The following is a 22,789-nucleotide window of genomic DNA, read 5'->3' as shown; positions in this document are numbered from 1 at the left end:
TTGCCTGGAAATTACCAATAAATCATTTGAAAAAGAAGCGCTGGCATATGCCAGCTGCTCCTTTTTTGGGATGGACAGGCTAACACGCCGGTCCACGGGCGCATCAGATGCGCATGGGCATGACGACGTACTTGAAGTTGTCGTTGCCGGGGATGCTGACCAGGGCCGAGCTGTTGCTGTCGGCCAGTTCGATCTTGACCATGTCCTGCGACATGTTGGCCAGCACGTCCAGCAGGTAGGTCACGTTGAAGCCGATGTCGATGGTGTCGCCGCCGTAGTCGATGTCCAGCTCATCCACCGCCTCTTCCTGGTCGGCGTTGTTGGACGCCACGCGCAGCGTGCCGGGCTCGATGGTCAGGCGCACGCCCTTGAACTTGTCGCTGGTCATGATGGCCGTGCGCTGCAGGCTGGCCAGCAGCGGGGCGCGGCCCAGGGTCACGCTGTTGTGGTGGTTGCGCGGGATGACGCGGTTGTAGTCGGGGAACTTGCCCTCGACCAGCTTGGTCACGAACTCCATGCCGCCAAAGGTGAACTTGGCCTGGTTGTTGGCGAACTGCATCTCGATGCGGGGCGAGTTCTCGCCGCCCACGTCGGACAGCAGGCGCTGCAGCTCCAGCACGGTCTTGCGCGGCAGGATGACTTCCTGCTTCTCGCCCACGTCCACGTCCAGCTCGGCGCTGGCAAAGGCCAGGCGGTGGCCGTCGGTGGCCACCAGGCTCAGCGTGTTGCCTTCGGCGACAAACAGGATGCCGTTCAGGTAGTAGCGGATGTCCTGCACTGCCATGGCAAACGACACCTGGCCCATCAGGTCCTTGAGCACCTTTTGCGGCACGCTGAAGGCGGGGCCGAAGTTGGCGGCCTCCTGCACCAGCGGGAAGTCCTCGGCCGGCAGGGTCTGCAGCGTGAAGCGGCTCTTGCCGCCCTTGAGGATCATCTTGCTTTGCTGCGACTCCAGGCCCACGGTCTGGTCGCCGGGCATGGTCTTCAAGATATCGATCAGCTTGCGCGCGCCGATGGTGGTGGAAAAGTCGCCGGTGTCACCGCCGAGTTCGGCCGTGGTGCGGATCTGGATTTCCAGGTCGCTGGTGGTGAACTGCAGGGCGTTGCCGGTCTTCTTGATCAGCACATTCGCCAGGATGGGCAGGGTGTGGCGGCGTTCAACGATGCCGGACACCGATTGCAGGACCGCGAGAACTTTGTCTTGTGTGGCTTTCAGGACGATCATGTCAACCTCTGTGTTTCAGGATGCGGGTCTCTTGTGGATGGGGCAGCCTCCCTCTCGCGGCCACCCAAACCCCCTCATTTTGCCCGGTAGGCCCGGGCTGGGCGAGGGAAAATTCCATCAGCCTTTGAGCGTTTGCTCCAGCACATGCAATTGCTGGTTCAGCTCGGTCAGCTGCTGGCGCTCGGCGGCAATCTTGCGCACCGCGTGCAGCACCGTGGTGTGGTCGCGGCCGCCAAACAGCTCGCCGATCTCGGGCAGGCTCTTTTGCGTCAGCTCCTTGGCCAGGTACATGGCGATCTGGCGTGGACGGGCAATCGACGCCGGGCGCTTCTTGCTGTACATGTCCGCGACCTTGATCTTGTAGTAGTCGGCCACGGTTTTCTGGATGTTCTCCACGCTGATCTGGCGGTTCTGGATGCTCAGCAGATCGCGCAGCGCCTCGCGGGCCAGCTGGATCGACACTTCCTTCTGGTTGAAGCGCGAGTACGCCAAGATCTTGCGCAGTGCGCCTTCCAGCTCACGCACGTTGGAGCGCACGTTCTTGGCCACGAAGAAGGCGACTTCCTCGGGCATCTCGGCGTTCTCGGCGCGGGCCTTGTTGATCAGGATGGCCACGCGCATCTCCAGCTCGGGCGGCTCTATGGCCACGGTCAGGCCGGAGTCGAAGCGCGAGACCAGGCGCTCGTGGATATTGGCCAGACCCTTGGGATAGGTGTCGGACGTCATCACGATGTGGCTCTTCTTGGCCAGCAGGGCCTCAAAGGCGTTGAAGAACTCTTCCTGCGTGCGGTCCTTGTTGGCGAAGAACTGGACGTCATCGATCAACAAAAGGTCGAGCGAGTGGTAGCGTTCCTTGAACTCGTCAAAGGTGCGGCGCTGGTAGGCCTTGACCACATCTGAAACAAATTGTTCAGCGTGGATGTAGAGAACTTTGGCGTCGGGCCGGTCTTTGAGCAACTGGTTGCCCACAGCGTGCACCAGGTGGGTCTTACCCAGACCCACACCGCCGTAAATGAACAGCGGGTTGTACAGGTGGCCGGGCGAGGCGGCGACGTGCATGGCGGCCGAGCGGGCCATGCGGTTGGCCGTGCCTTCCACCAGCGTCTCGAACGTCAGGGCGGAATTGAGGCGGTTGCGGAAGACGGGCGAGGCCGGTTCCTCCGCGCTGGGGCTGGAGGTGGGCGCTGCGCTGGGGCTGTCGGAGGGCGTGTTGCGCTCGCCGGCATAGGGGCGAACATACGTGCGAACAACGCTTTCGCGCTGAGCAAGCGCTAACTCCAGTGCCACGGGCTGGCCGTACAGGTCTTCCAACAGGCCCGCGATGCGCGCGGCGTACTGGGCGCGGATCCAGTCCAGCTTGAAGCGGTTGGCGACATACACCGTCACCTTGGAGAAATCCTCCGCCACGTGCGCGGTCAGGGGCTTGATCCAGGTGTTGAACTGTTGCTCGGGCAGGTCCTGGCCGAGCTGCTCGACGCAGGCCAGCCACAGGCCCAGGCCGGCGTCGTTGGTGGGTTCCTCGGTCATTTCAATCGGAGCGCTTTTTGTGGATAGGAGGAACGGTGATGGGGCTGTGATTGTAGCTTTTCAAACGGTTATCCACAAACACGGACGACTTTTGCACCGGTCTGGTGCAGGGGGCGTATTTTGGACCATCTTTAGAGGGTCATTGCAAGAGGTGGCTAACACTGAGATAATTTTGGGTTTCCCTGAATGTGTTCAGGGTGATAAGCCCCGCGCGAAGCTTTTATTTGCGGCCGCTTGCCCCTGGCAGGCGCCTTGCAGATGTGCTTGGCTGGGGGAATTTGGGCAGTGTGCATTCATGAGGAATGCATGGGCCAGTAAAAAACTGAACCTTCTCAAGGAACGAACATGAAGCGTACATACCAACCCTCCAAGACCAAGCGCGCTCGCACCCACGGTTTCCTGGTCCGCATGAAGACCAAGGGCGGCCGCGCCGTGATCAACGCACGCCGCGCCAAGGGCCGCAAGCGTCTGGCCGTCTAAGGCAAGCACGCTTGGCCGACTGCCTGACACCAATCCCTGCTGCATGGCAGGGCCTGTTGTGATGCAACGGCTCAAAACGCGCCCCCAATTTCAGGCAACGATGTCCGGGGGAACCGTTTCCCGGACGCCGCACTTTGCTTTGCACCGCCTGGTGCTGGGCGCTGCGGATGTTGCCAAGGACGCTGTGCCAACAGGGCCCGGTGCCACGCTTTCTGAGCAGGCACCGCAGGCCCTGTTTGTCGTGCCCGGGTGCCAAATGCCCCAGGTGTGGCTGGGCCCCTTGGTGCCCAAGCGCTGGGCCAAGCGTTCGGTGACGCGGCACACCATCAAGCGGCAGATCTATGCCGTGGCCAGCGAATTCGATGCGCAGCTGCAGGCCTTGCCGCCGGCGGCGTATGTGGTGCGCCTGCGTGCCGGCTTTGACCGCAAGCAGTTCATCAGCGCGACCTCGGAGCCGCTGAAGCAGGCGGTGCGTGCAGAGCTGCAGCAGCTGCTGGCCCACGCCACGCGCCGCAAGGCGCCCAAGCCGGCGGCCGATGCCTCTGTGCAGGAAGCGGGCTGAGCCATGGTGCGCGCCCTGCTCATGGCCCTGGTGCGTGGCTACCGTTTTTTCCTGAGTCCGTGGCTGGGCTCGGCCTGCCGTTTTGAACCAACCTGTTCCGCCTACTCTTTGAAGGCGTTAGAGCAGCATGGCGCAGCGGCCGGCACTTATTTGACACTGCGGCGACTGGTACGCTGCCATCCGTGGTGTGATGGCGGGCATGATCCGGTGCCCGACCACCCGCCCAAGCTGTTTACCGGTTTGACCTCCTCTTCCTCACCAAAGAAGTCTTCATGAACGACATTCGCCGCACCATTTTGTGGGTGATATTTGGCTTTTCCATGGTTTTGCTGTGGGACAAATGGCAAATCCACAACGGCAAGCAAGCCACGTTCTTCCCCACGCCCGTGACGGCCACCGCGCCTGCCGAGAGCAAGCCGGCGGAAGTGCCTGCGGCCGTGGCCGCTGCAGTGACGGCGTCGCCCAGCGACGTGCCCGGTGGCGCGGACGCCGCCCCGGTGGCCCGCGAGAAGATCACCGTCACCACCGACGTGATGCGCCTGACCTTTGACGGCCAGGGCGGTGCACTGGTGCACGCCGAGCTGCTGAAGTACGCCGCCGACGGCGACCACAGCCAGCCCTTCGTGCTGTTCGACGAGAGCAGCAGCCGCGTCTACATGGCGCAGACCGGCCTGATCGGCGGCAACTACCCCACGCACAAGACCGTGATGACGGTGCAGCCCGGCGAGCGCACGCTCAAGGACGGCCAGAACGAGCTGCAGGTGCGCTTCGAGTCGCCCGTGCAGGACGGCGTGAAGCTGGTCAAGACCTTCACCCTCAAGCGCGGCGCCTACGACATCGGCGTGCAGCACGAGGTGGTGAACGCCGGCACGGCCGCCATCACCCCCCAGCTGTACCTGCAGCTGCTGCGTGACGGCAACGCGGTCGACGGCGGCAATGCCTTCTACTCCACCTTCACCGGCCCGGCCATCTACACCGACACCGCCAAGTACCAGAAGGTCGAGTTCAAGAACATCGACAAGGACAAGCTCGACTTCGAGAAGTCCTCCACCAGCGGCTACGTGGCCATGGTGCAGCACTACTTCGCCAGCGCCTGGCTGCTGGGTGACGGCATCCAGCGCGACAACTACGCGCGCAAGGTGGGCGACAACCTGTACGCCGCCGGCATGATCACCCCCGTGGGCACGCTGCAACCCGGCGAGACCAAGACCGTGCAGGCGCGCCTGTTCGCCGGCCCCCAGCTGGAAAAGACCCTGGAAGCCCTGGCCCCCGGCCTGGAGCTGGTCAAGGACTACGGCTGGCTGACCATCCTGGCCAAGCCCCTGTACTGGCTGCTGGACAAGATCCACGGCATTCTGGGCAACTGGGGCTGGTCCATTGTCGGTCTGGTGCTGTTCCTGAAGATCCTGTTCTACTGGTTGAACGCCAAGGCCTACGCCTCGATGGCCAAGATGAAGGCCATCAACCCCAAGATCATGGAGATGCGTGAGCGCCTGAAGGGCAACCCGCAGCAGATGCAGCAGGAGATGATGCGCATCTACCGTGAGGAGAAGGTCAACCCCATGGGCGGTTGCTTCCCCATCATGATCCAGATCCCCGTGTTCATCGCGCTGTACTGGGTGCTGCTGTCGTCGGTGGAAATCCGCCACGCGCCCTGGATTCTGTGGATCACCGACCTGTCGGCCAAGGACCCCTTCTTCATCCTGCCGCTGCTGATGACCCTGTCCTCGCTGCTGCAGACGGCCCTGAACCCCGTGCCGCCCGATCCAATGCAGGCCAAGATGATGTGGTTCATGCCCCTGATCTTCAGCGTCATGTTCTTCATGTTCCCGGCCGGCCTGGTGCTGTACTGGCTGACCAACAACATCCTGTCGATCGCCCAGCAGTGGGTCATCAACACCCGCATGGGCGTGCCTCCGCAGTTCAACCTGCCCAGCTTCAAGTCGGCGCCCGCAGACACCGCCAAGAAGAAGTAAGCCGCCCCGCTGACATCCCCCAAAGGCCGCGCAAGCGGCCTTTGGTTTTTAAAACAAGAGCGCACTGCGCGCGCCGGGACTGCGTTTCACAGTCGATTGACTGCAAAGTCGTTGATTACCAAGCGCAGTGCGCTCCTGTTTTGAAAGCCTGTTTTGCGTGCCCCTGGCTATCATGGGCACCGCCCCTACTGAGGACGTGACGCCATGCTTGCCCGCCATTCCGATCCCATCGTCGCCATCGCCACCGCCCCCGGGCGCGGGGCCGTCGGCATTGTGCGTGTCTCCGGCAAGGCCATCGGCGCCCTGGTGCGCCACCTGCTGGGCAAGGACCTGAAGCCGCGCGAGGCCAGCTACCTGCCCTTCAAGGACGCCAAGGGCGCGCCCATCGACCATGGCCTGGCGTTGTACTTCCCCGGCCCGAACAGCTACACCGGCGAGGACGTGCTGGAGCTGCAGGCCCACGGCGGCCCCGTGGTGCTGCAGCTGCTGCTGGCGCGCTGCCTGGAGGCCGCGCAGGCGCTGGGTGCCGACGGCGCTCCGCTCCTGCCTGGCCTGCGCCTGGCCCAGCCCGGCGAGTTCACCGAGCGCGCCTTCCTCAACGACAAGATCGACCTGGCCCAGGCCGAGGCGATTGCCGACCTGATCGATGCCAGCACCGAGGCCGCGGCGCGCAGCGCCAGCCGCTCGCTGTCGGGCGACTTCTCGCGCGAAATCGGCGAGCTGCGCGAAGCCCTGGTCCACCTGCGCATGCTGGTCGAGGCCACGCTGGACTTCCCCGAGGAAGAGATCGACTTCCTGCAAAAGGCCGATGCCTATGGCCAGCTGGACGCGCTGCGCGACCAGCTGGGCCAGGTGCTGGCCCGCACCCAGCAGGGCGCGCTGCTGCGCGAAGGCATCAAGGTGGTGATCGCCGGCCAGCCCAATGCCGGCAAAAGCTCGCTGCTGAACGCGCTGGCCGGGGCCGAGCTGGCCATCGTCACCCCGATCGCCGGCACCACGCGCGACAAGGTGCAGCAGACCATCCAGATCGACGGTGTGCCGCTGCACGTGATCGACACCGCCGGCCTGCGCGACAGCGAAGACGAGGTGGAGCGCATCGGCATTGCCCGCGCCTGGGACGAGATCGCCGCTGCCGACGCCGTGCTGTTCCTGCACGACCTCTCGCGCATGGCCGAGGCCGGTTACGTGGCCGACGATCTGGAGATTGCACACACGCTGGCCGCACGCATTGCGCCGAACATTCCCGTCATCGACCTGTGGAACAAGACCGACCTGGCCGCGCCCGGCGCGCAGATGCAGACCCTGGCGCCCTTGGTGGGCCGCAAAGGGACGGAGCAAAGCCTGAGCCTGTCAGCCCGCACGGGTGAGGGGCTGGACGCCGTGCGCCAGCGCCTGCTGCAGGTGGCGGGTTGGCAGTCGGCGGCCGAGGGCCTGTACATTGCCCGCGCGCGCCATGTGGAGGCGCTGCAGGCCGTGGGCGCCCACCTGGAGGAAGCGCACGCGCAGCTGAACGTGCCCGGCCCGGCGCTGGACATCCTGGCTGAAGAACTGCGCCTGGCGCAGACGGCGCTCAACAGCATCACGGGCGAATTCACATCCGACGACCTGCTGGGCGTGATCTTCTCCAGCTTTTGTATTGGAAAATAAATTTGGTTCCGCAACGGTCCGGATTGTTCTGTTTTCTGATCTACAACCCATTGATAAATCATTGATATTCATCCAGGTTGTTCTTGGATGTTCCGCATGGATCCGTCAGAATGTGTGCCCAGATGTGTGCCCATTTTGAGAATGGTGTGCCCATCAGAAATATGTCGGTGTGCCCTTGATGATTTTTTAAGCAATCACCTTGCTTCCCATGGGCACACCTCCTCGAGGAGACTGCGCCCATGCCACTGACGGACACCAAGCTCAAAGCATTGAAACCACGCGACAAGTCGTACCAAGAAGCCGATGAAGGCGGCTTGTTTGTCGAGGTCTTGCCCAGTGGCCAAAAGACATGGCGCTTGCGCTATCGCATGGGGGGGCGTGGCGCCAAGCAGGAGAAAGTGACCCTGGGTGAATACCCGGTCTACAGCTTGGGGGATGCGCGTGCTTGGCGGGAGGCATCCAAAGCCTTGGCGGCCCGGGGCGTGTCACCGATGGCACTCAAGCGGGGCGATCTGGTGTCTGCAGATGCCACGCCTGCTGCCAAGGAGTTGGCGGATAGTTATCTGAAGCACTGGTGCCAGAAAACGACTGAGAAGGCCCGTGCCAAAGAAGAGCAGCGCCAGCAAGAGGATTCGGTGGCTGCCTTTGCGTGGCGCTGGTTTGCAGAGATTGCCGAACCATCCAATAGCAACCCGCGCAATGTGCGGCGGGTGCTGGAGAAGGACATCATTCCGGCGATTGGGACCCAGCAGGTGTCGGACGTAACGGTCGAGGATGTGCTGGCCATCACCGACCGCATCAAGGCGCGTGGCGCCGACCAAATGGCATTGCAAACCCGCAATGTGTTGAAGCGCCTTTTTGCCTATGCGATTGCGCGGCAGAAGATGCAATTCAATCCTGCGGCAGCGATCGAGGCCAAGTTCATCGCCCAGGCGCGCAGCCGGGACGTGGCCCTCAGTCCCGAGGAAGTGGGGCGCTTGCTGCGTGGGATTTACCAGTCCGGCATGAAGCGTGCGCACAAGCTGGCGCTGCACCTGCTCATCTTGTGCATGGTGCGCAAGACCGAGTTGGTGCATGCCCGCTGGGAAGAGCTGGATCTGGAAAACGCCGAGTGGTGCATCCCGATGGAGCGCATGAAGAAAGACCGGCCTCACTTTGTCCCCCTGTCGCGCCAAGCCGTGGCCATGTTTGAAGAGTTGAAGGGCCTGGCCGGCGGATCAGAATGGGTGTTTCCCAGCCGCAGCAGCTTGCACCAGCCCATCTCTCAGTCCACCCTGAATGTGGCCGTGCGTGCCTTGGAGCTGGATGTGCGGGATTTTGTGATCCACGATTTCCGCCGCACAGCCTCCACCCTGTTACATGAAGCCGGTTTCAACTCAGACTGGATTGAAAAGTCCTTGGCGCACGAGCAAAAAGGCATCCGTGGCGTTTACAACCGGGCGCAATATGCGGAGCAGCGCCGCGATATGTTGCAGTGGTGGGCGGACTTTGTAGACAACCAGATTGACGAGGGTCGCAAAGTCATCATCGGTCGGTTTGGCAAGACGTACCAGGCGGCGTGAGCCTCTGTCGGGACTCCCCCACGGCCTTTGACAGGGGCAATGCCTCTGCTGGCGCTGCCTGCGGGCTCATCTTTGGGCCTGCAGGTTGGCGCCACGCTGCCGGATAGGCAGCTTGGGCATCCGGGATGCTGCGGATCGCCGCTAAGATGAATGCAGTTACAAATCAAGCCAGTGTCTCTTGGGACCCTGACCGTACCTGTTCTTCCCCATGCTCGACGACATCAAAAAAACCCTCTGGGCCACCGCCGACAAGCTGCGCGCCAACATGGACGCCGCCGAATACAAGCACCTGGTGCTCGGCCTCATCTTCGTTAAATACATCTCCGACACCTTCGCTGCGCACCACGCCACGCTGATGCAGCGCCTGGCCGACCCGAACGACGAATACTTTTACGGCGATGCCGACCCCGCCGACATTGCCGCCGAGCTGGAAGACCGCGACTACTACAAAGAGGCCAACGTCTTCTGGGTGCCCGAAGGCGCACGCTGGGAAGCCCTGCGCAACGCGGCCAAGCAGCCCGACATTGGCAAACGCATTGACGACGCCCTGACCCTGATCGAGGCCGAGAACCCCAAGCTCAAAGGCATCCTCGACAAACGCTACGCCCGCGCCCAGTTGCCCGACGGCAAGCTGGGCGAGCTGGTGGACCTGGTGTCCACCATCGGTTTTGGCGAAAACGCCGCCCAGGCGCGCGACGTTCTGGGCCAGGTGTATGAATACTTCCTGGGCCAGTTCGCCAGCGCCGAGGGCAAGAAGGGCGGGCAGTTCTACACCCCCGCCAGCATCGTCAAAACCCTGGTCGCCATCCTGAGTCCGCACGAAGGCAAGGTGTACGACCCGTGCTGTGGGTCGGGTGGCATGTTTGTGCAGTCTGAGAAGTTCATCGAAGCCCACGGCGGCAAGCTGGGCGACGTGAGCATTTACGGGCAAGAGAGCAACCCCACCACCTGGCGCCTGGCCGCCATGAACCTGGCCATTCGCGGCATTGACTACAACCTGGGCCGCGAGCCTGCCGACACTTTCACCCGCAACCAGCACCCCGACCTGCGGGCCGACTACATCCTGGCCAACCCGCCCTTCAACATCAGCGACTGGTGGCACGGCAGCCTGGAAGGCGACCCGCGCTGGGAGTTTGGCGACCCACCCCACGGTAACGCCAACTATGCCTGGTTGCAGCACATGCTGTACCACCTCAAGCCCACGGGTCGCGCAGGCATCGTGCTGGCCAACGGCAGCATGAGTTCCAGTCAGAACAACGAAGGCGTGATCCGCGCCGCCATGGTCGATGCCGATGTGGTCGACGTCATGGTGGCCCTGCCGGGCCAGTTGTTCTTCAACACCCAAATCCCCGCCTGCCTGTGGTTCCTGGCCAAGCAGAAAGCGCGCAAGGGCGAAGTGCTGTTCATCGACGCCCGCAAGCAGGGCCGCATGATCAGCCGCGTTCAGGCCGAGTTGACGGACGACACCATCGCCCGCATCGAAGCCGTGGTGGCCGCCTGGCGCGGCGAGCCGGGAGCGGGCATTTATGAAGACGTGAAAGGCTTTTGCCGCAGCGTGCCCCTGGCCGAGATCGCGCAGCACGGCCATGTGCTCACCCCTGGCCGGTATGTGGGCGCAGAAGAGGTGGAAGACGACGACGAAGCCTTTGCCGACAAGATGCGGAAGCTCACCGAAAAGCTGGGTGAGCAAATGTCCAAGGGCGCCGAGCTGGATGCGGTGATTCGGGCGAAGCTGGGGGGGCTGGGGTATGAGTTTTGAGTGGCCACGAACTACTTTTGACCAACTTTGTGACATAAAACGCGGCGCTTCACCCCGTCCAATTCACGATTGGCTTGCACCTACCGGAATTCCATGGGTCAAAATTTCAGATGCCACTGCTTCAACCTCGCCGTTTATATCCAAGACGGCAGAGTTCATTCGACCAGAAGGAGCGAAGAAAAGCGTCGAAGTTTTCCCTGGTGACTTCATCCTATCGAACAGTGCAACTCCGGGTATTCCGAAGTTCATGCAGATTCACGCATGTGTGCACGACGGTTGGATGCTGCTCAGAAATTTTCGTGGCCTTGACCAGTGGTACTGCTACTACCTCCTACAAACTGAGCGCGAAAACCTTATCAGGCAAGGTAATGGCTCAGTTTTTACCAACCTTAAAACTGAAATCCTGAAAAAGCATGAGGTGATAGTCCCACCTTTGGATTATCAAAAGCAAGTCGCGGCATTCCTACGGACACTCGACGACCGCATCGCCCTCCTGCGCGAAACCAACGCCACCCTTGAAGCCATCGCCCAGGCACTGTTCAAGTCCTGGTTCGTCGATTTCGACCCCGTGCGCGCCAAGATGGAAGGCCGCACGCCCGAAGGCATGGATGAGGCCACGGCGGCGCTGTTTCCGGATGGGTTGGAAACGTCGGAGTTGGGGGCGGTGCCGAGGGGATGGGTACTCAAGCCATTTGGCGCGCTTTTGGCGCACAGCATTGGTGGCGATTGGGGATCTGAGCAGCCGGAAGAGAAGAACACCGTGCGCGTTGCCATCATCAGGGGCACCGACATTCCCGACTTGCAAAACGGGCGGGATAACCGAGTGCCGATCCGGTACACCAGCGAGAAAAAACTATCAACTCGCCAGCTTCAAGATGGCGACATAGTGATTGAGGTATCGGGCGGCAGTAAGGATCAGCCGACGGGTAGAGCGCTCTATGTGACGGACGACCTACTAAAGCGATTCGACTGCCCTGTGGAGCCAGCAAGCTTTTGCCGTCTTTTCCGGCCTGTTGATCGAGCAACAGGGGTACTGCTTGGCCAGCATCTTCGATTTATCTACAACCAAGGAAAGACTTGGGAGTACCAAAATCAAAGCACTGGCATCGCCAACTTTCAAACGACGCACTTTCTTGAGAAAGAGCTAGTGGCTGTTCCCCCTGATTCCGTGCTCAACGTTTTTTCAGAGATAGTTCGTGCATTGGTGGATCGCACTCTCACGATTCAGATTGACGAACTGACCCAAATACGCGACACCCTGCTCCCCCGCCTGATCTCCGGCCAACTGCGCCTGCCCGAAGCCCAGGCCACCACTGAGGCCGCTTTGGGCGGCGTCCCGCAAGCATGAATGCTGTGTATTTGATAGCTTCTTGCGCTTGTTGAACGAGCGCCAGAGGCCTTTTTTGTTATTGAACTTCGTCAACCCCACACCATGACCCCCGCAGGCACCCAATACGCGCTGTTTGAATCCGTCGAGGCGATACCCGTTGAGCAGGCTCCGCAGGAACTCGCGGGTCGTCGGTTCAGCGACTACGTGGTGTATGTGGATGAAAGCGGTGACCACTCCCTGGCCAGCATTGACAGGGACTACCCGGTGTTCGTGCTGGCGCTGTGCGTCTTTCACAAACGGCATTACGCAGAAAAGATCGTGCCGGCCGTCGAGAAGCTGAAGTTCAACTACTTTGGTCATGACAGCGTGGTGCTGCATGAGAACGAAATTCGCAAACAGAAGGGCGACTTCACCTTTCTGGCCCATCGGCCCACGCGCGATGCGTTCATGGCGGGGCTGACCTCGATCATGGAAGCCAGCAACTTCATCCTGATTGCGTGCGTGGTGGACAAAGCACGGATGCACCGATCCGCTGGGGCACTGACCAATCCGTACCACATTGCACTGGGTATGGGGTTGGAGGCACTGCGTGGTTTTCTGGCCGAGAAGGGGCAGGATGGCGTGAAGACCCATGTGGTGGTGGAGTGCCGTGGCAAGAAAGAAGATGCCGAGCTGGAGTTGGAATTTCGCCGTATCTGCGATGGCGACAACCCCGGCAACCGGGTGTTGCCGTTTGACGTGGTGTTCGCCGACAAAAAGACCAATTTGGCGGGTTTGCAGCTGGCCGACCTGGTGGCTCGGCCCGTCGGGTTGAATTACCTGCGCCCTGCACAGCCGAACCTTGCGTTCGATGTGCTGAAGAAAAAGTTCTACTGTGATGGTGGCCGTGCCTGTGTGGGCACCGGCTATCAGGATGTGGGCTTGGTGATTTATCCGCCCCAGAAAGCGAAAAGCCCCGATGAACCCACCGAGGCTGTAGCGCCGACCAGGAACCCCCAATCCACTTAGGTACGAAGTTTAGCCTAATGCCCGGATTACTGCCAAGAGCATCGATATGGCCCCCATCACGACCGCAGCAAGGACAGCCGTTGGCTACGTTGGCAGCCACTGTGGATGTGGCCGTCTGGCTGAGATGCGGAGTGTTTGCTGGGTGAGAGTACCGGGCGTAGACCCGCCGAAATACACAAGCGGAGCCATGGGTTGGTGCCGCACTGGAGGGATTGAGCATGACTGAAGAGCAACTCGAACAAGAAACCCTGGCCTGGCTACAAGACGTGGGCTACACCCATCGGTATGGGCCCGACATCGCCTTCGACGGGTCTTCGCCCGAGCGCGCCGACTACCGCCAGGTTGTTCTGCCCTTTCGGCTGCGCGAGGCCATCAACCGCCTGAACCCAGGCATTCCCGTGGCTGCCCGTGAAGATGCCATCAAGCAGGTTTTGGATCTGGGCATCCCCTCTCTGCTGTCTGCCAACCGTGCCTTCCACAAGCTGCTGGTGGGCGGCGTGCCGGTCCAGTATCAAGAGGACGGAGAGACACGCGGCGACTTCGTGCGCCTGATTGACTGGACGCACCCCGAGAAGAACGAATGGTGGGCCGTCAACCAGTTCACCATCAAAGGCCCGCACAAAACCCGTCGCCCCGACATCATTCTGTTCGTCAACGGCCTGCCGCTGGCGCTGCTGGAGCTGAAGAATCCTGCCGACGAAAACGCCAACATCTGGAAGGCGTTTGACCAGATCGAGACATACAAGGAGCAGATCCCGGACGTGTTCCAGTACAACGAGGTGCTGGTGATTTCGGACGGCACCGATGCCTTGATGGGGTCCCTGTCTGCCAACGCCGAGCGTTTCATGGCCTGGCGCACGATTGATGGGGTGAACATCGATCCCCTGGGGCCGTTTCAGGAACTGCAAACGCTGGTGCGCGGTGTGCTGGCGCCCCAGTATCTGCTGGACTACATCCGTTACTTCGTTCTGTTCGAGGACGACGGACAGCTGGTTAAGAAGATCGCGGGCTACCACCAGTTTCATGCAGTGCGTGCTGCCATCGAAGAAGTGGTGGCAGCGTCGCGGCCTGGTGCATCCCGCAAGGGCGGGGTGGTGTGGCACACCCAGGGCAGCGGTAAGAGCATCACCATGACCTGCTTTGCCGCCCGTGTGATGCAGGAAGCCGCGATGGAGAATCCCACCATCGTGGTGATCACCGATCGCAACGATTTGGATGGTCAACTCTTTGGCGTGTTCAGCCTGGCCCAGGACCTGTTGCGGGAACAGCCGACCCAAGCACTGACCCGCCCAGACCTGCGCGCCAAGCTGGGCAATCGTCCCTCGGGCGGCATCATTTTTGCCACCATCCAGAAGTTCATGCCGGGGGAGGATGAGGACATCTTTCCCGTGCTGTCCGAGCGCAGCAACATCGTGGTGATCGCCGACGAAGCGCACCGCACCCAATATGGCTTCAAGGCGACCCTCAAAGGCAAGCCTGGCGAAGAAAAGTACCAGGCAGGCTATGCCCAGCACCTGCGTGATGCGTTGCCCAATGCGACGTTTGTAGGCTTTACCGGCACCCCGGTCAGCAGCTCTGACCATGACACCCGCGCCGTGTTTGGTGAGTACATCCATGTGTACGACATGCAGCAGGCCAAGGAAGATGGCGCTACCGTGGCCATCTACTACGAGTCTCGCTTGGCCAAGCTGCGGCTGAAAGACGAAGACCTGCCAGCCATCGACGACGAAGTCGATGAACTGGCCGAGGACGAGGAAGAAAGCCAGCAAGCCAAACTGAAAAGCCGCTGGGCCGCCCTGGAAAAAATCGTTGGGGCCGAGCCCCGTGTGGCCAGCGTGGCCGCTGACCTGGTGGCGCACTTTGAAGAGCGCAGCACCGCCCAATCGGGCAAAGCCATGGTGGTGGCCATGAGCCGCGACATCTGTGTGCACCTGTACAACGAGATCATCAAGTTGCGCCCTGGCTGGCACGACAGCGACCCAGAAAAAGGCGCTATCAAGATCGTGATGACCGGCTCTGCCAGCGACAAAGCCCTGCTGCGTCCCCATATCTACGACGGCAAGGTCAAAAAACGCCTGGAAAAACGCTTCAAGGATCCCGCTGATCCGCTGCGCCTGGTGATCGTGCGCGACATGTGGCTCACCGGATTCGATGCCCCGTGCGTACACACCCTGTATGTGGACAAGCCCATGAAGGGCCACAACCTGATGCAAGCAATTGCGCGCGTGAACCGTGTGTTCAAGGGCAAGCAGGGCGGCCTGGTGGTGGACTACATCGGGATTGGCAACGAACTCAAGGCTGCCATGAAGGAGTACACCGCCAGCAAAGGGCGGGGCACCCCCACAGTGGATGCCCGCGAGGCGTACAGCGTGCTCATGGAGAAGCTCGATGTACTGCATGCGCTGCTGCATGGTTGTGACTACAGCGATTTTTTGACCGGCGGGCACAGCAGCTTGGCGCGGGCCGCTAACCATGTGCTGGGCCTTAAGCCCGAGGGTGGCAAAGACGGCAAGCGCCGTTTTGCCGACACCACGCTGGCGCTAACGCAGGCTTTTTCTTTGTGTTGCACGCTGGACGAAGCAAAGGCCGTGCGTGAAGAGGTGGCCTTTATGCAGGCGGTCAAGGTGATCTTGACCAAGCGCGACATCACCGCCAAGAAACGCACCGACGAACAGCGCGACGAGGCCATCCGGCAAATCATCAGTAACGCTGTGGTGTCTGAGCAAGTTGTAGATATTTTTGATGCGGTTGGTCTTGATAAGCCCAATATTGGGCTGCTGGACGATGAGTTCCTCGCCCAGGTGCAGAACCTGCCAGAGAAGAATCTGGCGGTGGAGTTGTTGGAGCGCTTGCTGGAAGGCGAAATCAAGAGCCGCTTTGGCAGCAACGTGGTGCAGGAAAAGAAGTTCTCCGACCTGTTGGGCAACGTGATTAAGCGCTACCAGAACCGCTCGATTGAAACCGCCCAGGTGATGGAAGAACTGGTCGAGATGGCCAAGAAGTTCCGCGAGGCCGCCAGCCGGGGTGAGCTGCTGGGTCTGACCGAGGACGAGGTGCGCTTTTACGACGCCTTGGCTACCAATGAATCAGCGGTGCGGGAGCTGACCGATGAAACCCTCAAGAAGATCGCCCACGAGCTGACCGAGAACCTGCGCCAGAACCTGAGCGTGGACTGGAATGAACGCGAGAGCGTGCGGGCCAGGCTGAGGCTGATGGTCAAGCGGGTTTTGCGCAAGTACAAGTACCCACCAGATGCGGCTGATGCGGCGGTAGAGCTGGTGCTGCGTCAGGCGCATGCCCTGGGTGAAGAGTGGGCGATGTAGACCTTGCACTGCTTGTCATGATCGACGCTGTTCATTTGCAGCAGAGAGCTGTTGAGCCGATGCGGCAGCCTGGGTGTGAATGGTCCGAATGCACACCACACTGACAACGAAAGGAAAACGATGAAGTGGGATCTCAGCAGTGACGAGGGGTTGGATGCTGCGCTGTGCAATTTCGAGGCAGGGCACGATCCAGAGCTGGCGCTGCAATTGGCAGAGTATTTCAACCAGCGGCTGAAAGATGCCGATGTGGTGTCGATACAGGACCCGTTGTTCATTCGGTACTTTCGCATCGTCATGGGGCGTTTGTGCGATGACACGGACGAGTGGCACAAGCAGAGAAAGCGGTCCACGCCGGAACAAGCGTTTGGGTTCACGCTGCCCCGTGGAAAACACCAGCGCGAGGATACGGAGCTCCGTGATATTCGCTGTGCTGCCTATGTCGTGTGGGCACGCCGTCAAGGACAAACCAAGCTGGAGGCAATCGGGGAGGCAGCGAATCGTTTTCACAGTGCGGATGCTGGGGACAAGGCGGTAGAGAAGGCCTATATCAAGTACCAGGATGTTTTCAATGGCTTCCCTGCGTCTGTTTTGGAAAATCTGTTTGCATAAGCAACCCCTGATAAAGCGCTTTATCAGGGGTTAGGCGATCGGGAAAATTTTTCGAGACTGCGGCCGTGCCGGTGCAGAACGCATCGGCTTTCTGAATCTCTAGGAGGTAAGAAATGGCCGCACCAACTACCAAAGCGCTGACCATCATTCGTCGCAAACAACTGGAGGCGCGCACAGGGCTGTCGCGTTCCAGCATCTACGCCAAGATGCGTTGGAACCCCAAGCGCCCGGGGGATTTCGACTCCACCTTTCCCAAACCCATCTCCGTGGGTGCCAAGGCCGTCGGCTGGGTTGAATCGGAAGTAGATGAGTGGTTGACAGCGCGCGTTGCTGCCAGCCGCCAGAAGTAAGGGGGCGATCATGAATTTTGATCGTGACCTCCTGCCGAAGGCTTCGACTTTTGATGAAGTGCAAGGGCTGAAACTGACGGGCCGTGGAAACCGGAAGACCTCGGAGTGCCGCTGCCACGGTGGTAGCGATTCCACGCGTATCAACACAGACACTGGTGCTGTGGTCTGCATGGCAGGCTGCCTGGACGAAGAAACCCGCTCCCACATCACTACCGCCGAGGCGGCTTTCCACCTCAACCGCTCCGAGCAGACCCTGCGCCTGTGGGCCTGCAAGGAAACAGGGCCGCTGCGCCCTGCCCGCATCAACAACCGCTTGGCCTGGTCGGTCGCCGAGCTGCGCCGCGTTTTGGGTATCCACTAAACCGCTGCCCCGCCATGCGTTCGCTGGCCCTCTTCCACCCAGCCGTGCTCGTCACGGCTGGAGTCATTTGAGGGGCACGCGTGCAGATGGACCGCCGAACACGCCCTGCCAACCTGCTGGTGCGCTTTGCCAAGCTCAAGGGCCCCACGGCAGCGCTACGGGCTGCTCGGCACAATCTGCGCGAGCTGGCTTTGACGCCCAACATCACCCCAGGCCAGCAGCATCTCAACTTCGTCTTGCTCGGGCACCAGACGGCTGATGCGGTCAACGCCGCCTACAAAGCACAGCTGGAAGCAGCAGGGATCGACAAGCTCCGGGTGGATGCCGTGCGCCTGATCGAGGCCTTGGTCAGCCTGCCTGTGGGCATCCACGATGACGAATCCGCGTACTTCCAAGCTGCTTTGGACTGGATGGCCACAGAGTTTGGCAGCGCCAACCTCCTGAGCGCTGTCGTGCACAAGGATGAAAGCGCACAGCACATGCATGTGCTGATCGTTCCCCTGGTCCAGGGCCGGATGCAAGGCTCGGATTTACTGGGTGGTAAAGCACAGCTGCGTGCGCGCTTGGCGCGCTTTGAACAAACCATGCAGCCCCACGCAGCCGCTTTAGGCCTGCTGGACCATTCCGAGATGGCGCTGACGGCAGAACAAATGGCCGGGGAAGTCATTCGCGCACTCCAGCACCGCAAAGACCCGATGTGGAAAAGCTGCGTGGCCCAGCTGCTTCGCAACTGCATTGAAGAAGCCCCCCAGGCGTTTTATGCAGCCCTGGCCCCGACGTTGGGGCCCGCCGATACCCTGAGTCCGCCTCGCCCTCGTTGCCGCCCCAAGGGCACGAAAACGATGGCTGAGTTTTTTACCAAGCCGATTGCCAAGCTCCGTGGCGCGGCTGCGGAGCGCTACCGCCAAAGCCCGGAATACCAGCGTGCCCACATCACGGCACCGGCACGGACCAAGCCTGCCGCCAGCATGGTGGGTGCCCGTCCCATCTCAGAAGCTTCTCGCAGTTCTTCACCCCCAGCGAATGTCCTAGTCACGCTGAAGTTGCCGACCCTGCCAAAGCGAACCCTATGCTCTGTAGGGTTCGCTGGCGCTGGTCCCACTTGGCCCATCCATACCAGCCTTGGCATCCTGGCCCAGCCTCGATCGACACTCCAGGCAAGCATCTCCAGGGTACGGGCAGCACCAATCCCATCGTGGCCGGCCGCAAAGTCCCCGCAACCGACTCCTCAACGCACCAGTCGGCTGGTGGCGCCTGGCTTGCTGAACTGCATGCTTTTGCAATGGTGGCTGCTCAAAGCGCGAGTGCCCTGAGATTGGACGACGCACAAATTCGTTCAATTGCAAGACAAAGGCCCCCATGCACCAACCCACTCAACGACATGCCATACCGGCGCCAGCATCTGGCAATCAGAGCGCTGATCACGAACCTGCGTCCGTCCATCTCCACAGCGACTGCTGTGGCGCGAGGACGCGCAAGGGCACTCCCTGCAAAAGCAGGGTCCTGTATCGCGGCGGACGCTGCAAGTTGCACGGCGGCTTGTCCACGGGACCCAAAACCAAAAAGGGCAAGGCTGCCAGCCGCCGTAATGGAAAGAAAGGCGGTCGCCCCAGGAAGAACCGACAAACTGAACGGAAAGGCACGGCTTAAAACCCAACCCCATGAGAACCAGACAAAACTTGACATTTCCAAGGTACAAAAACTTGGAAATGCTGCGCTAGATTGTTGGTGGCTGGTGGGTCACTGTGAGATGGAAATCAAGCTGAACGACACCGCCCGCATGCTGGCGAGTCGGGGAATTGGGCACGATGGATTGTTTGACCAGCAGCTGGCCCCCAGCCTGAACCAGATCGCCACGATGCGCCGTGCCCAGGTGGATGCCAAGATTCAGGAATACGGTCTGCGTGGTGGTATCGACCTGTGCTGCCGCGTGGCGGTCGAAGAAGTCCTGGCCGAAATGGCCCAGACCACGCCCAAGCTGCATTTCGTGCAACGCGCCATCGCCGAGATTCGCTCCTGACTGCGCCAGCATGTGTCCGGCTTCCGTTCGCTGGCGCTGTCCGACGCCGAAATCATCCGTGACTACATCCTGCCGGCCCGCGCCATGCACCGCGCGGGCCTGGGCTGGGTGGACTTCGTGTGGGGGGATGACAAGCGCGGGATCGCCCACATCCTGGCGCAACGCCAGGCCAAGGACGGCATGACACGCCAAGAGGCTATCCAGCTGCTGGAAGAAGGCCTGGTACAGACCATTGCGAAGGGGGAAGAAGCGCGCCGGATCGAGGTGGGTAACTCTACCCCTGCACGGCGTTGTTGCATAAATCCAGTTTGAGGCGAGTGACCCCAGACCCCGGCCGTGGCTAGGCCACGGCTGCCGTCTGAGGACGGCCCAGTTCAGTAAATCGATTCAATATGGCTGCTCGGATGTGCAGCTCGTTGACTTGGCGTTCAAAGGTGCGAGACATCACGCGTTCACCTAGCCGCTTGATGCAGTTCATCTTCGTTTCCACCAGACTTCGCCGGTGGTAGCTACGCAAACCGCCACTACACCTACGCGGACGGCCTGGGAGCGAGCACTGAAAGTATTGTCGCGGACAGCGCAGATGCTTGCAATGCAGTGTTCAGCCGCTTGCAAAGCACGGTGCTGGTTGAGATTTGCGCGCGCAACAGCCTGTTCTCGGCCCAGGTCCAGTTTGTTTCGCTGCTGCTGGACCGGCAGAACGCAGCGCTTGACCTGTATCGGGGGCTGGGCAGCGGTAGGCAGGCTCCAACCGGGTAGGGGTGCCGACGGCGCCTCTTTGATCCGCTTCACCCTGCATTCCAGATTGCAGAAAAGCTGCAATCTAGTTTGCGTGAAAGCAGCAACCTAGTTTGCTGGAAACCAGCAAACTGGATTGCGAGAAACCAGCAAACTGAGACAGCACTTTTAACCAACCAAACATCAGTCCGGTGCCAGTGGCCAGACAACTGCGCCCGCGCCCGCTTTTGGGGTTAGCTGCACACCAGCGTGGAAAGCCACGCAACATCATGAGCGCCCGCGCGAAGGTGTTTAGAACGTTGAGCGGTGCCTAATCCAGAAATTTCGCCTCTATGTGTGCTCGTGAAGAAAAGCATTCCAACAGGGGCAGGTCAGATGCGTGTGCCCATATGTGTGCCCATTTAAAATTATTAAAAAATAAAGTTGTTTTATATCAATGGATTAGTCTTGTTTTCTAGCTTCTGCATCGGAAGTGAGCGCGGCGCCGCCCTGTGCGCAGGGTGGCTGCCCACCTTGGGTGGATGGCCCAGGTACGGTCTGCGCGGCACTTAAAAAACAGAGCGCTTGGCGCACCAAGACAAAGGACTTCCAGCCTCAAAAGACTGGAAGTCCTTGTCGCATCAGCGGTATCCGCTACTTTTTCACACGTTGAACGCCGTGGCAGGGGCTGCCGCGCTGCGGCGGCGCAGCAGGTAGATGTCCATGATCCAGCCGTGCTGCGCGCGCGCGGCGGCGCGCGTGGCCAGGATGCGCGCGCCGGCCTCGGTCAGCGGGCCGTGGTCCAGCACCTGCTGGGCCATGCCCACGTAGGCGCCCCACCAGATGTCAACCTCCTGCGCCAGCGCCGGCGGCAGGTGGGTGAAGCTGCACTGCCCATCCAGCATGACGACCACGGTGTCCACCCCGGCGGGCCAGCCGTGGTCGCGCAACTGGCGGCCGGTGGTCACGGTGAAGGGCTGGCCGATCTCGTTCACCGCCAGCGCGTGGGCGGCGGTCAGGGCCTGGACGGCGGTGATGCCAGCCACCACATGTACCTGCACGGGCGGCGGCTGCATGCGCGCGGCGATGCGCAGGGTGCTGTCGTACAGCGAGGGATCGCCCCAGACCAGCAGGGCCACGTGCAGCGGTCCTTCGGCCTGGCGTGGCTGCAGCCCGTCGGCCAGGGCCTGGGCCATCGTCGCCTGCCAGCAGCGGGTGATGGCGGCATGCCATTCGTCCACCTGGGCCAGGTAGTCATCGCCCTGGCTGCGGCGCACGGGCATGTCAAAGCCGGCCACGCGCGGCGGCGTGGGCACGTCGGCCAGCACGGCATCGCACAGCGACTGGCGCAGCGCGGCCAGCTCGGCCTTGTCCTCGCCCTTGTGCGGCAGCAGGATGAGGTCGGCCGTGCGCATGGCCTGCAGGGCCTGGCGCGTGAGGTGGTCGGGGTTGCCCGTGCCAATGCCGATCAGCGTCAGGGCCACGGGGGGCAGGGGGCGGCTCATGCCGCGTCGTGGCCCAGGGGGCGGTCGGTGGCGGTGTCCACGGCAGTGCCTGCGGCGGGAAAGCGCGGCTCGGTGCCCAGGGGGCGGTAGCGGCGGTCGTAGTCGGCGGCGTAGAGGCGGCTTTCGCCAAAGTCCTCGGCGCTGATGCTGCGGCCCACCAGCATGATGGCCGTGCGCTCCATGCGGCTGGACACGGCCTGGGCCAGCTGGCCCACGGTGGTGCGCACCACGGTCTCATCGGGCCAGCTGGCGCGCCAGACGATGGCGGCGGGGCAGTCGGCGCCGTAGTGGGGCAGCAGCTCGGCCTGCACCTTCTCGGCCACGTGGATGGACAGGTGGATGGCCAGCACCGCGCCGGTGGCGGCAAAGGCGGCCAGGTTCTCGCCCTCGGGCATGGCGGTGGCGCGGCCCGAGGTGCGCGTCAGCACCAGGGACTGGCACAGGCCGGGCAGGGTCAGCTCGGCACCCAGCGTGGCGGCCGCGGCGGCGAACGAGGGCACGCCGGGCGTGACGCTGTAGGCAATGCCCAGCTCGCGCAGGCGGCGCAGTTGTTCGCCCATGGCCGACCAGACGGACAGATCGCCCGAATGCAGGCGGGCCACGTCGTGGCCCTGGGCCTCGGCGGCCTGGATTTCCGCCACGATCTGGTCCAGGTCCATGGACGCGGTGTTGACGATGCGCGCGCCTGGCGGGCAGTGCGCCAGCAGTTCGCGCGGGATCAGCGACCCGGCATACAGGCACACCGGGCAGCGGGCCATCAGGTCGCGTCCGCGCACGGTGATCAGGTCGGCGGCGCCGGGGCCGGCGCCGATGAAATGCACGGTCATG

The 22,789-nt window shown here is 61.7% G+C and carries 21 protein-coding genes and 1 pseudogene; 17 read left to right on the top strand and 5 right to left on the bottom strand.

Going from position 1 to position 22,789, the window contains the following annotated elements; translation table 11 throughout:
• Nucleotides 1-103 precede the first annotated feature (103 nt).
• Both dnaN and dnaA read right to left on the bottom strand, forming a co-directional pair.
• The gene (dnaN, locus tag KAQ61_RS16620; protein WP_042412102.1) at nucleotides 104-1,225 is read right to left on the bottom strand and encodes a DNA polymerase III subunit beta; all 1,122 of its coding nucleotides are present in this window, start codon (nucleotides 1,223-1,225) and stop codon (nucleotides 104-106) included.
• Between the two features lie 117 nt (nucleotides 1,226-1,342).
• Nucleotides 1,343-2,752: a chromosomal replication initiator protein DnaA gene (gene dnaA, locus KAQ61_RS16615; RefSeq protein WP_042412104.1), complete on the bottom strand. Its 1,410-nt coding sequence runs from the start codon at nucleotides 2,750-2,752 to the stop codon at nucleotides 1,343-1,345.
• A 345-nt stretch (nucleotides 2,753-3,097) separates the two neighbouring features.
• Between dnaA and rpmH the strand changes: the two genes are divergently transcribed.
• The 17 genes from rpmH (at nucleotide 3,098) to KAQ61_RS16535 (ending at nucleotide 20,051) form a co-directional block, all read left to right on the top strand.
• Nucleotides 3,098-3,232: a 50S ribosomal protein L34 gene (rpmH, locus tag KAQ61_RS16610; RefSeq protein ID WP_042412105.1), complete on the top strand. Its 135-nt coding sequence runs from the start codon at nucleotides 3,098-3,100 to the stop codon at nucleotides 3,230-3,232.
• Between the two features lie 61 nt (nucleotides 3,233-3,293).
• Nucleotides 3,294-3,794, top strand: coding sequence for a ribonuclease P protein component (locus tag KAQ61_RS16605; protein WP_210929868.1), 501 nt, complete (start codon nucleotides 3,294-3,296; stop codon nucleotides 3,792-3,794).
• Nucleotides 3,795-3,797: 3 nt separating this feature from the next.
• On the top strand, nucleotides 3,798-4,070 hold the full coding sequence (yidD, locus tag KAQ61_RS16600; protein WP_081770599.1) for a membrane protein insertion efficiency factor YidD: 273 nt from the start codon (nucleotides 3,798-3,800) through the stop codon (nucleotides 4,068-4,070).
• Nucleotides 4,067-5,770, top strand: a complete 1,704-nt coding sequence (gene yidC / locus KAQ61_RS16595) for a membrane protein insertase YidC (RefSeq protein WP_210929867.1) — start codon at nucleotides 4,067-4,069, stop codon at nucleotides 5,768-5,770. The genes yidD and yidC overlap by 4 nt, the downstream gene beginning before the upstream one ends.
• A 204-nt stretch (nucleotides 5,771-5,974) precedes the next feature.
• The gene (gene mnmE, locus KAQ61_RS16590) at nucleotides 5,975-7,417 is read left to right on the top strand and encodes a tRNA uridine-5-carboxymethylaminomethyl(34) synthesis GTPase MnmE (RefSeq protein WP_210929866.1); all 1,443 of its coding nucleotides are present in this window, start codon (nucleotides 5,975-5,977) and stop codon (nucleotides 7,415-7,417) included.
• A 239-nt stretch (nucleotides 7,418-7,656) separates the two neighbouring features.
• Nucleotides 7,657-8,979, top strand: coding sequence for a tyrosine-type recombinase/integrase (locus KAQ61_RS16585; protein ID WP_042412110.1), 1,323 nt, complete (start codon nucleotides 7,657-7,659; stop codon nucleotides 8,977-8,979).
• Between the two features lie 208 nt (nucleotides 8,980-9,187).
• Nucleotides 9,188-10,738: a type I restriction-modification system subunit M gene (locus KAQ61_RS16580; protein ID WP_210929865.1), complete on the top strand. Its 1,551-nt coding sequence runs from the start codon at nucleotides 9,188-9,190 to the stop codon at nucleotides 10,736-10,738.
• Complete coding sequence (locus KAQ61_RS16575; RefSeq protein ID WP_210929864.1) at nucleotides 10,728-12,086, top strand: restriction endonuclease subunit S; 1,359 nt, start codon at nucleotides 10,728-10,730, stop codon at nucleotides 12,084-12,086. Before KAQ61_RS16580 ends, KAQ61_RS16575 begins: the two co-directional genes overlap by 11 nt.
• Before the next feature lie 84 nt (nucleotides 12,087-12,170).
• Nucleotides 12,171-13,076 carry a DUF3800 domain-containing protein gene (locus KAQ61_RS16570; RefSeq protein WP_244982929.1) on the top strand — a complete coding sequence of 302 codons (906 nt, stop codon included), beginning with the start codon at nucleotides 12,171-12,173 and terminating at the stop codon, nucleotides 13,074-13,076.
• 218 nt (nucleotides 13,077-13,294) lie between these two features.
• Nucleotides 13,295-16,399 (top strand): type I restriction endonuclease subunit R, encoded by a 3,105-nt coding sequence (locus tag KAQ61_RS16565; RefSeq protein ID WP_210929863.1) that lies wholly within the window; start codon nucleotides 13,295-13,297, stop codon nucleotides 16,397-16,399.
• A 120-nt stretch (nucleotides 16,400-16,519) separates the two neighbouring features.
• Nucleotides 16,520-17,008 carry a hypothetical protein gene (locus tag KAQ61_RS16560; RefSeq protein ID WP_042416219.1) on the top strand — a complete coding sequence of 163 codons (489 nt, stop codon included), beginning with the start codon at nucleotides 16,520-16,522 and terminating at the stop codon, nucleotides 17,006-17,008.
• 113 nt (nucleotides 17,009-17,121) lie between these two features.
• The gene (locus tag KAQ61_RS16555) at nucleotides 17,122-17,358 is read left to right on the top strand and encodes a helix-turn-helix transcriptional regulator (RefSeq protein ID WP_042416223.1); all 237 of its coding nucleotides are present in this window, start codon (nucleotides 17,122-17,124) and stop codon (nucleotides 17,356-17,358) included.
• Nucleotides 17,359-17,368: 10 nt separating this feature from the next.
• A complete protein-coding gene (locus KAQ61_RS19040; protein ID WP_338026725.1) occupies nucleotides 17,369-17,719 on the top strand; it encodes a hypothetical protein in 351 nt (116 codons plus the stop codon).
• Nucleotides 17,720-17,805: 86 nt separating this feature from the next.
• Nucleotides 17,806-19,032, top strand: a complete 1,227-nt coding sequence (locus KAQ61_RS16545; RefSeq protein WP_210929862.1) for a plasmid recombination protein — start codon at nucleotides 17,806-17,808, stop codon at nucleotides 19,030-19,032.
• Nucleotides 19,033-19,078: 46 nt separating this feature from the next.
• Nucleotides 19,079-19,369: an HGGxSTG domain-containing protein gene (locus KAQ61_RS18995; protein ID WP_276514448.1), complete on the top strand. Its 291-nt coding sequence runs from the start codon at nucleotides 19,079-19,081 to the stop codon at nucleotides 19,367-19,369.
• A 100-nt stretch (nucleotides 19,370-19,469) separates the two neighbouring features.
• Nucleotides 19,470-19,739: a hypothetical protein gene (locus KAQ61_RS16540; protein WP_210929861.1), complete on the top strand. Its 270-nt coding sequence runs from the start codon at nucleotides 19,470-19,472 to the stop codon at nucleotides 19,737-19,739.
• A gap of 12 nt (nucleotides 19,740-19,751) precedes the next feature.
• Nucleotides 19,752-20,051 (top strand): putative barnase/colicin E5 family endoribonuclease, encoded by a 300-nt coding sequence (locus KAQ61_RS16535; protein ID WP_210929860.1) that lies wholly within the window; start codon nucleotides 19,752-19,754, stop codon nucleotides 20,049-20,051.
• Nucleotides 20,052-20,079: 28 nt separating this feature from the next.
• On the opposite strand, the pseudogene KAQ61_RS16530 reads toward KAQ61_RS16535, so the two are convergent.
• The 3 genes and pseudogenes from KAQ61_RS16530 to cobM all read right to left on the bottom strand — a co-directional run.
• Nucleotides 20,080-20,247: pseudogene (locus tag KAQ61_RS16530) on the bottom strand (IS5/IS1182 family transposase); the annotation flags it as partial.
• An 871-nt stretch (nucleotides 20,248-21,118) separates the two neighbouring features.
• Nucleotides 21,119-21,961 carry a precorrin-6A synthase (deacetylating) gene (cobF, locus tag KAQ61_RS16525; RefSeq protein WP_210929859.1) on the bottom strand — a complete coding sequence of 281 codons (843 nt, stop codon included), beginning with the start codon at nucleotides 21,959-21,961 and terminating at the stop codon, nucleotides 21,119-21,121.
• Nucleotides 21,958-22,788, bottom strand: a complete 831-nt coding sequence (gene cobM, locus KAQ61_RS16520; RefSeq protein ID WP_210929858.1) for a precorrin-4 C(11)-methyltransferase — start codon at nucleotides 22,786-22,788, stop codon at nucleotides 21,958-21,960. The genes cobF and cobM overlap by 4 nt, the downstream gene beginning before the upstream one ends.
• Nucleotide 22,789 lies beyond the last annotated feature (1 nt).

Origin of the sequence: Comamonas aquatica, assembly GCF_018064205.1 — a bacterium.
Classification (GTDB): Bacteria; Pseudomonadota; Gammaproteobacteria; order Burkholderiales; family Burkholderiaceae_C; genus Comamonas; species Comamonas aquatica.
Note: the sequence above shows the minus strand (reverse complement) of the source record. Positions and strands in the feature narration are given on the sequence as shown.

Bases quoted from the DNA above. Each gene is read 5' to 3' on its own strand.
- KAQ61_RS16585 (WP_042412110.1), top strand. From the start codon at position 7,657: ATGCCACTGACGGACACCAAGCTCAAAGCATTGAAACCACGCGACAAG.
- KAQ61_RS16575 (WP_210929864.1), top strand. From the start codon at position 10,728: ATGAGTTTTGAGTGGCCACGAACTACTTTTGACCAACTTTGTGACATA.
- KAQ61_RS19040 (WP_338026725.1), top strand. From the start codon at position 17,369: ATGAATTTTGATCGTGACCTCCTGCCGAAGGCTTCGACTTTTGATGAA.
- rpmH (WP_042412105.1), top strand. From the start codon at position 3,098: ATGAAGCGTACATACCAACCCTCCAAGACCAAGCGCGCTCGCACCCAC.
- KAQ61_RS16605 (WP_210929868.1), top strand. From the start codon at position 3,294: ATGCAACGGCTCAAAACGCGCCCCCAATTTCAGGCAACGATGTCCGGG.
- KAQ61_RS16540 (WP_210929861.1), top strand. From the start codon at position 19,470: ATGGAAATCAAGCTGAACGACACCGCCCGCATGCTGGCGAGTCGGGGA.
- KAQ61_RS16565 (WP_210929863.1), top strand. From the start codon at position 13,295: ATGACTGAAGAGCAACTCGAACAAGAAACCCTGGCCTGGCTACAAGAC.
- KAQ61_RS18995 (WP_276514448.1), top strand. From the start codon at position 19,079: ATGCACCAACCCACTCAACGACATGCCATACCGGCGCCAGCATCTGGC.
- cobF (WP_210929859.1), bottom strand. From the start codon at position 21,961: ATGAGCCGCCCCCTGCCCCCCGTGGCCCTGACGCTGATCGGCATTGGC.
- mnmE (WP_210929866.1), top strand. From the start codon at position 5,975: ATGCTTGCCCGCCATTCCGATCCCATCGTCGCCATCGCCACCGCCCCC.
- dnaA (WP_042412104.1), bottom strand. From the start codon at position 2,752: ATGACCGAGGAACCCACCAACGACGCCGGCCTGGGCCTGTGGCTGGCC.
- dnaN (WP_042412102.1), bottom strand. From the start codon at position 1,225: ATGATCGTCCTGAAAGCCACACAAGACAAAGTTCTCGCGGTCCTGCAA.
- cobM (WP_210929858.1), bottom strand. From the start codon at position 22,788: ATGACCGTGCATTTCATCGGCGCCGGCCCCGGCGCCGCCGACCTGATC.
- yidC (WP_210929867.1), top strand. From the start codon at position 4,067: ATGAACGACATTCGCCGCACCATTTTGTGGGTGATATTTGGCTTTTCC.
- KAQ61_RS16560 (WP_042416219.1), top strand. From the start codon at position 16,520: ATGAAGTGGGATCTCAGCAGTGACGAGGGGTTGGATGCTGCGCTGTGC.
- KAQ61_RS16580 (WP_210929865.1), top strand. From the start codon at position 9,188: ATGCTCGACGACATCAAAAAAACCCTCTGGGCCACCGCCGACAAGCTG.
- KAQ61_RS16555 (WP_042416223.1), top strand. From the start codon at position 17,122: ATGGCCGCACCAACTACCAAAGCGCTGACCATCATTCGTCGCAAACAA.
- KAQ61_RS16570 (WP_244982929.1), top strand. From the start codon at position 12,171: ATGACCCCCGCAGGCACCCAATACGCGCTGTTTGAATCCGTCGAGGCG.
- yidD (WP_081770599.1), top strand. From the start codon at position 3,798: ATGGTGCGCGCCCTGCTCATGGCCCTGGTGCGTGGCTACCGTTTTTTC.
- KAQ61_RS16545 (WP_210929862.1), top strand. From the start codon at position 17,806: ATGGACCGCCGAACACGCCCTGCCAACCTGCTGGTGCGCTTTGCCAAG.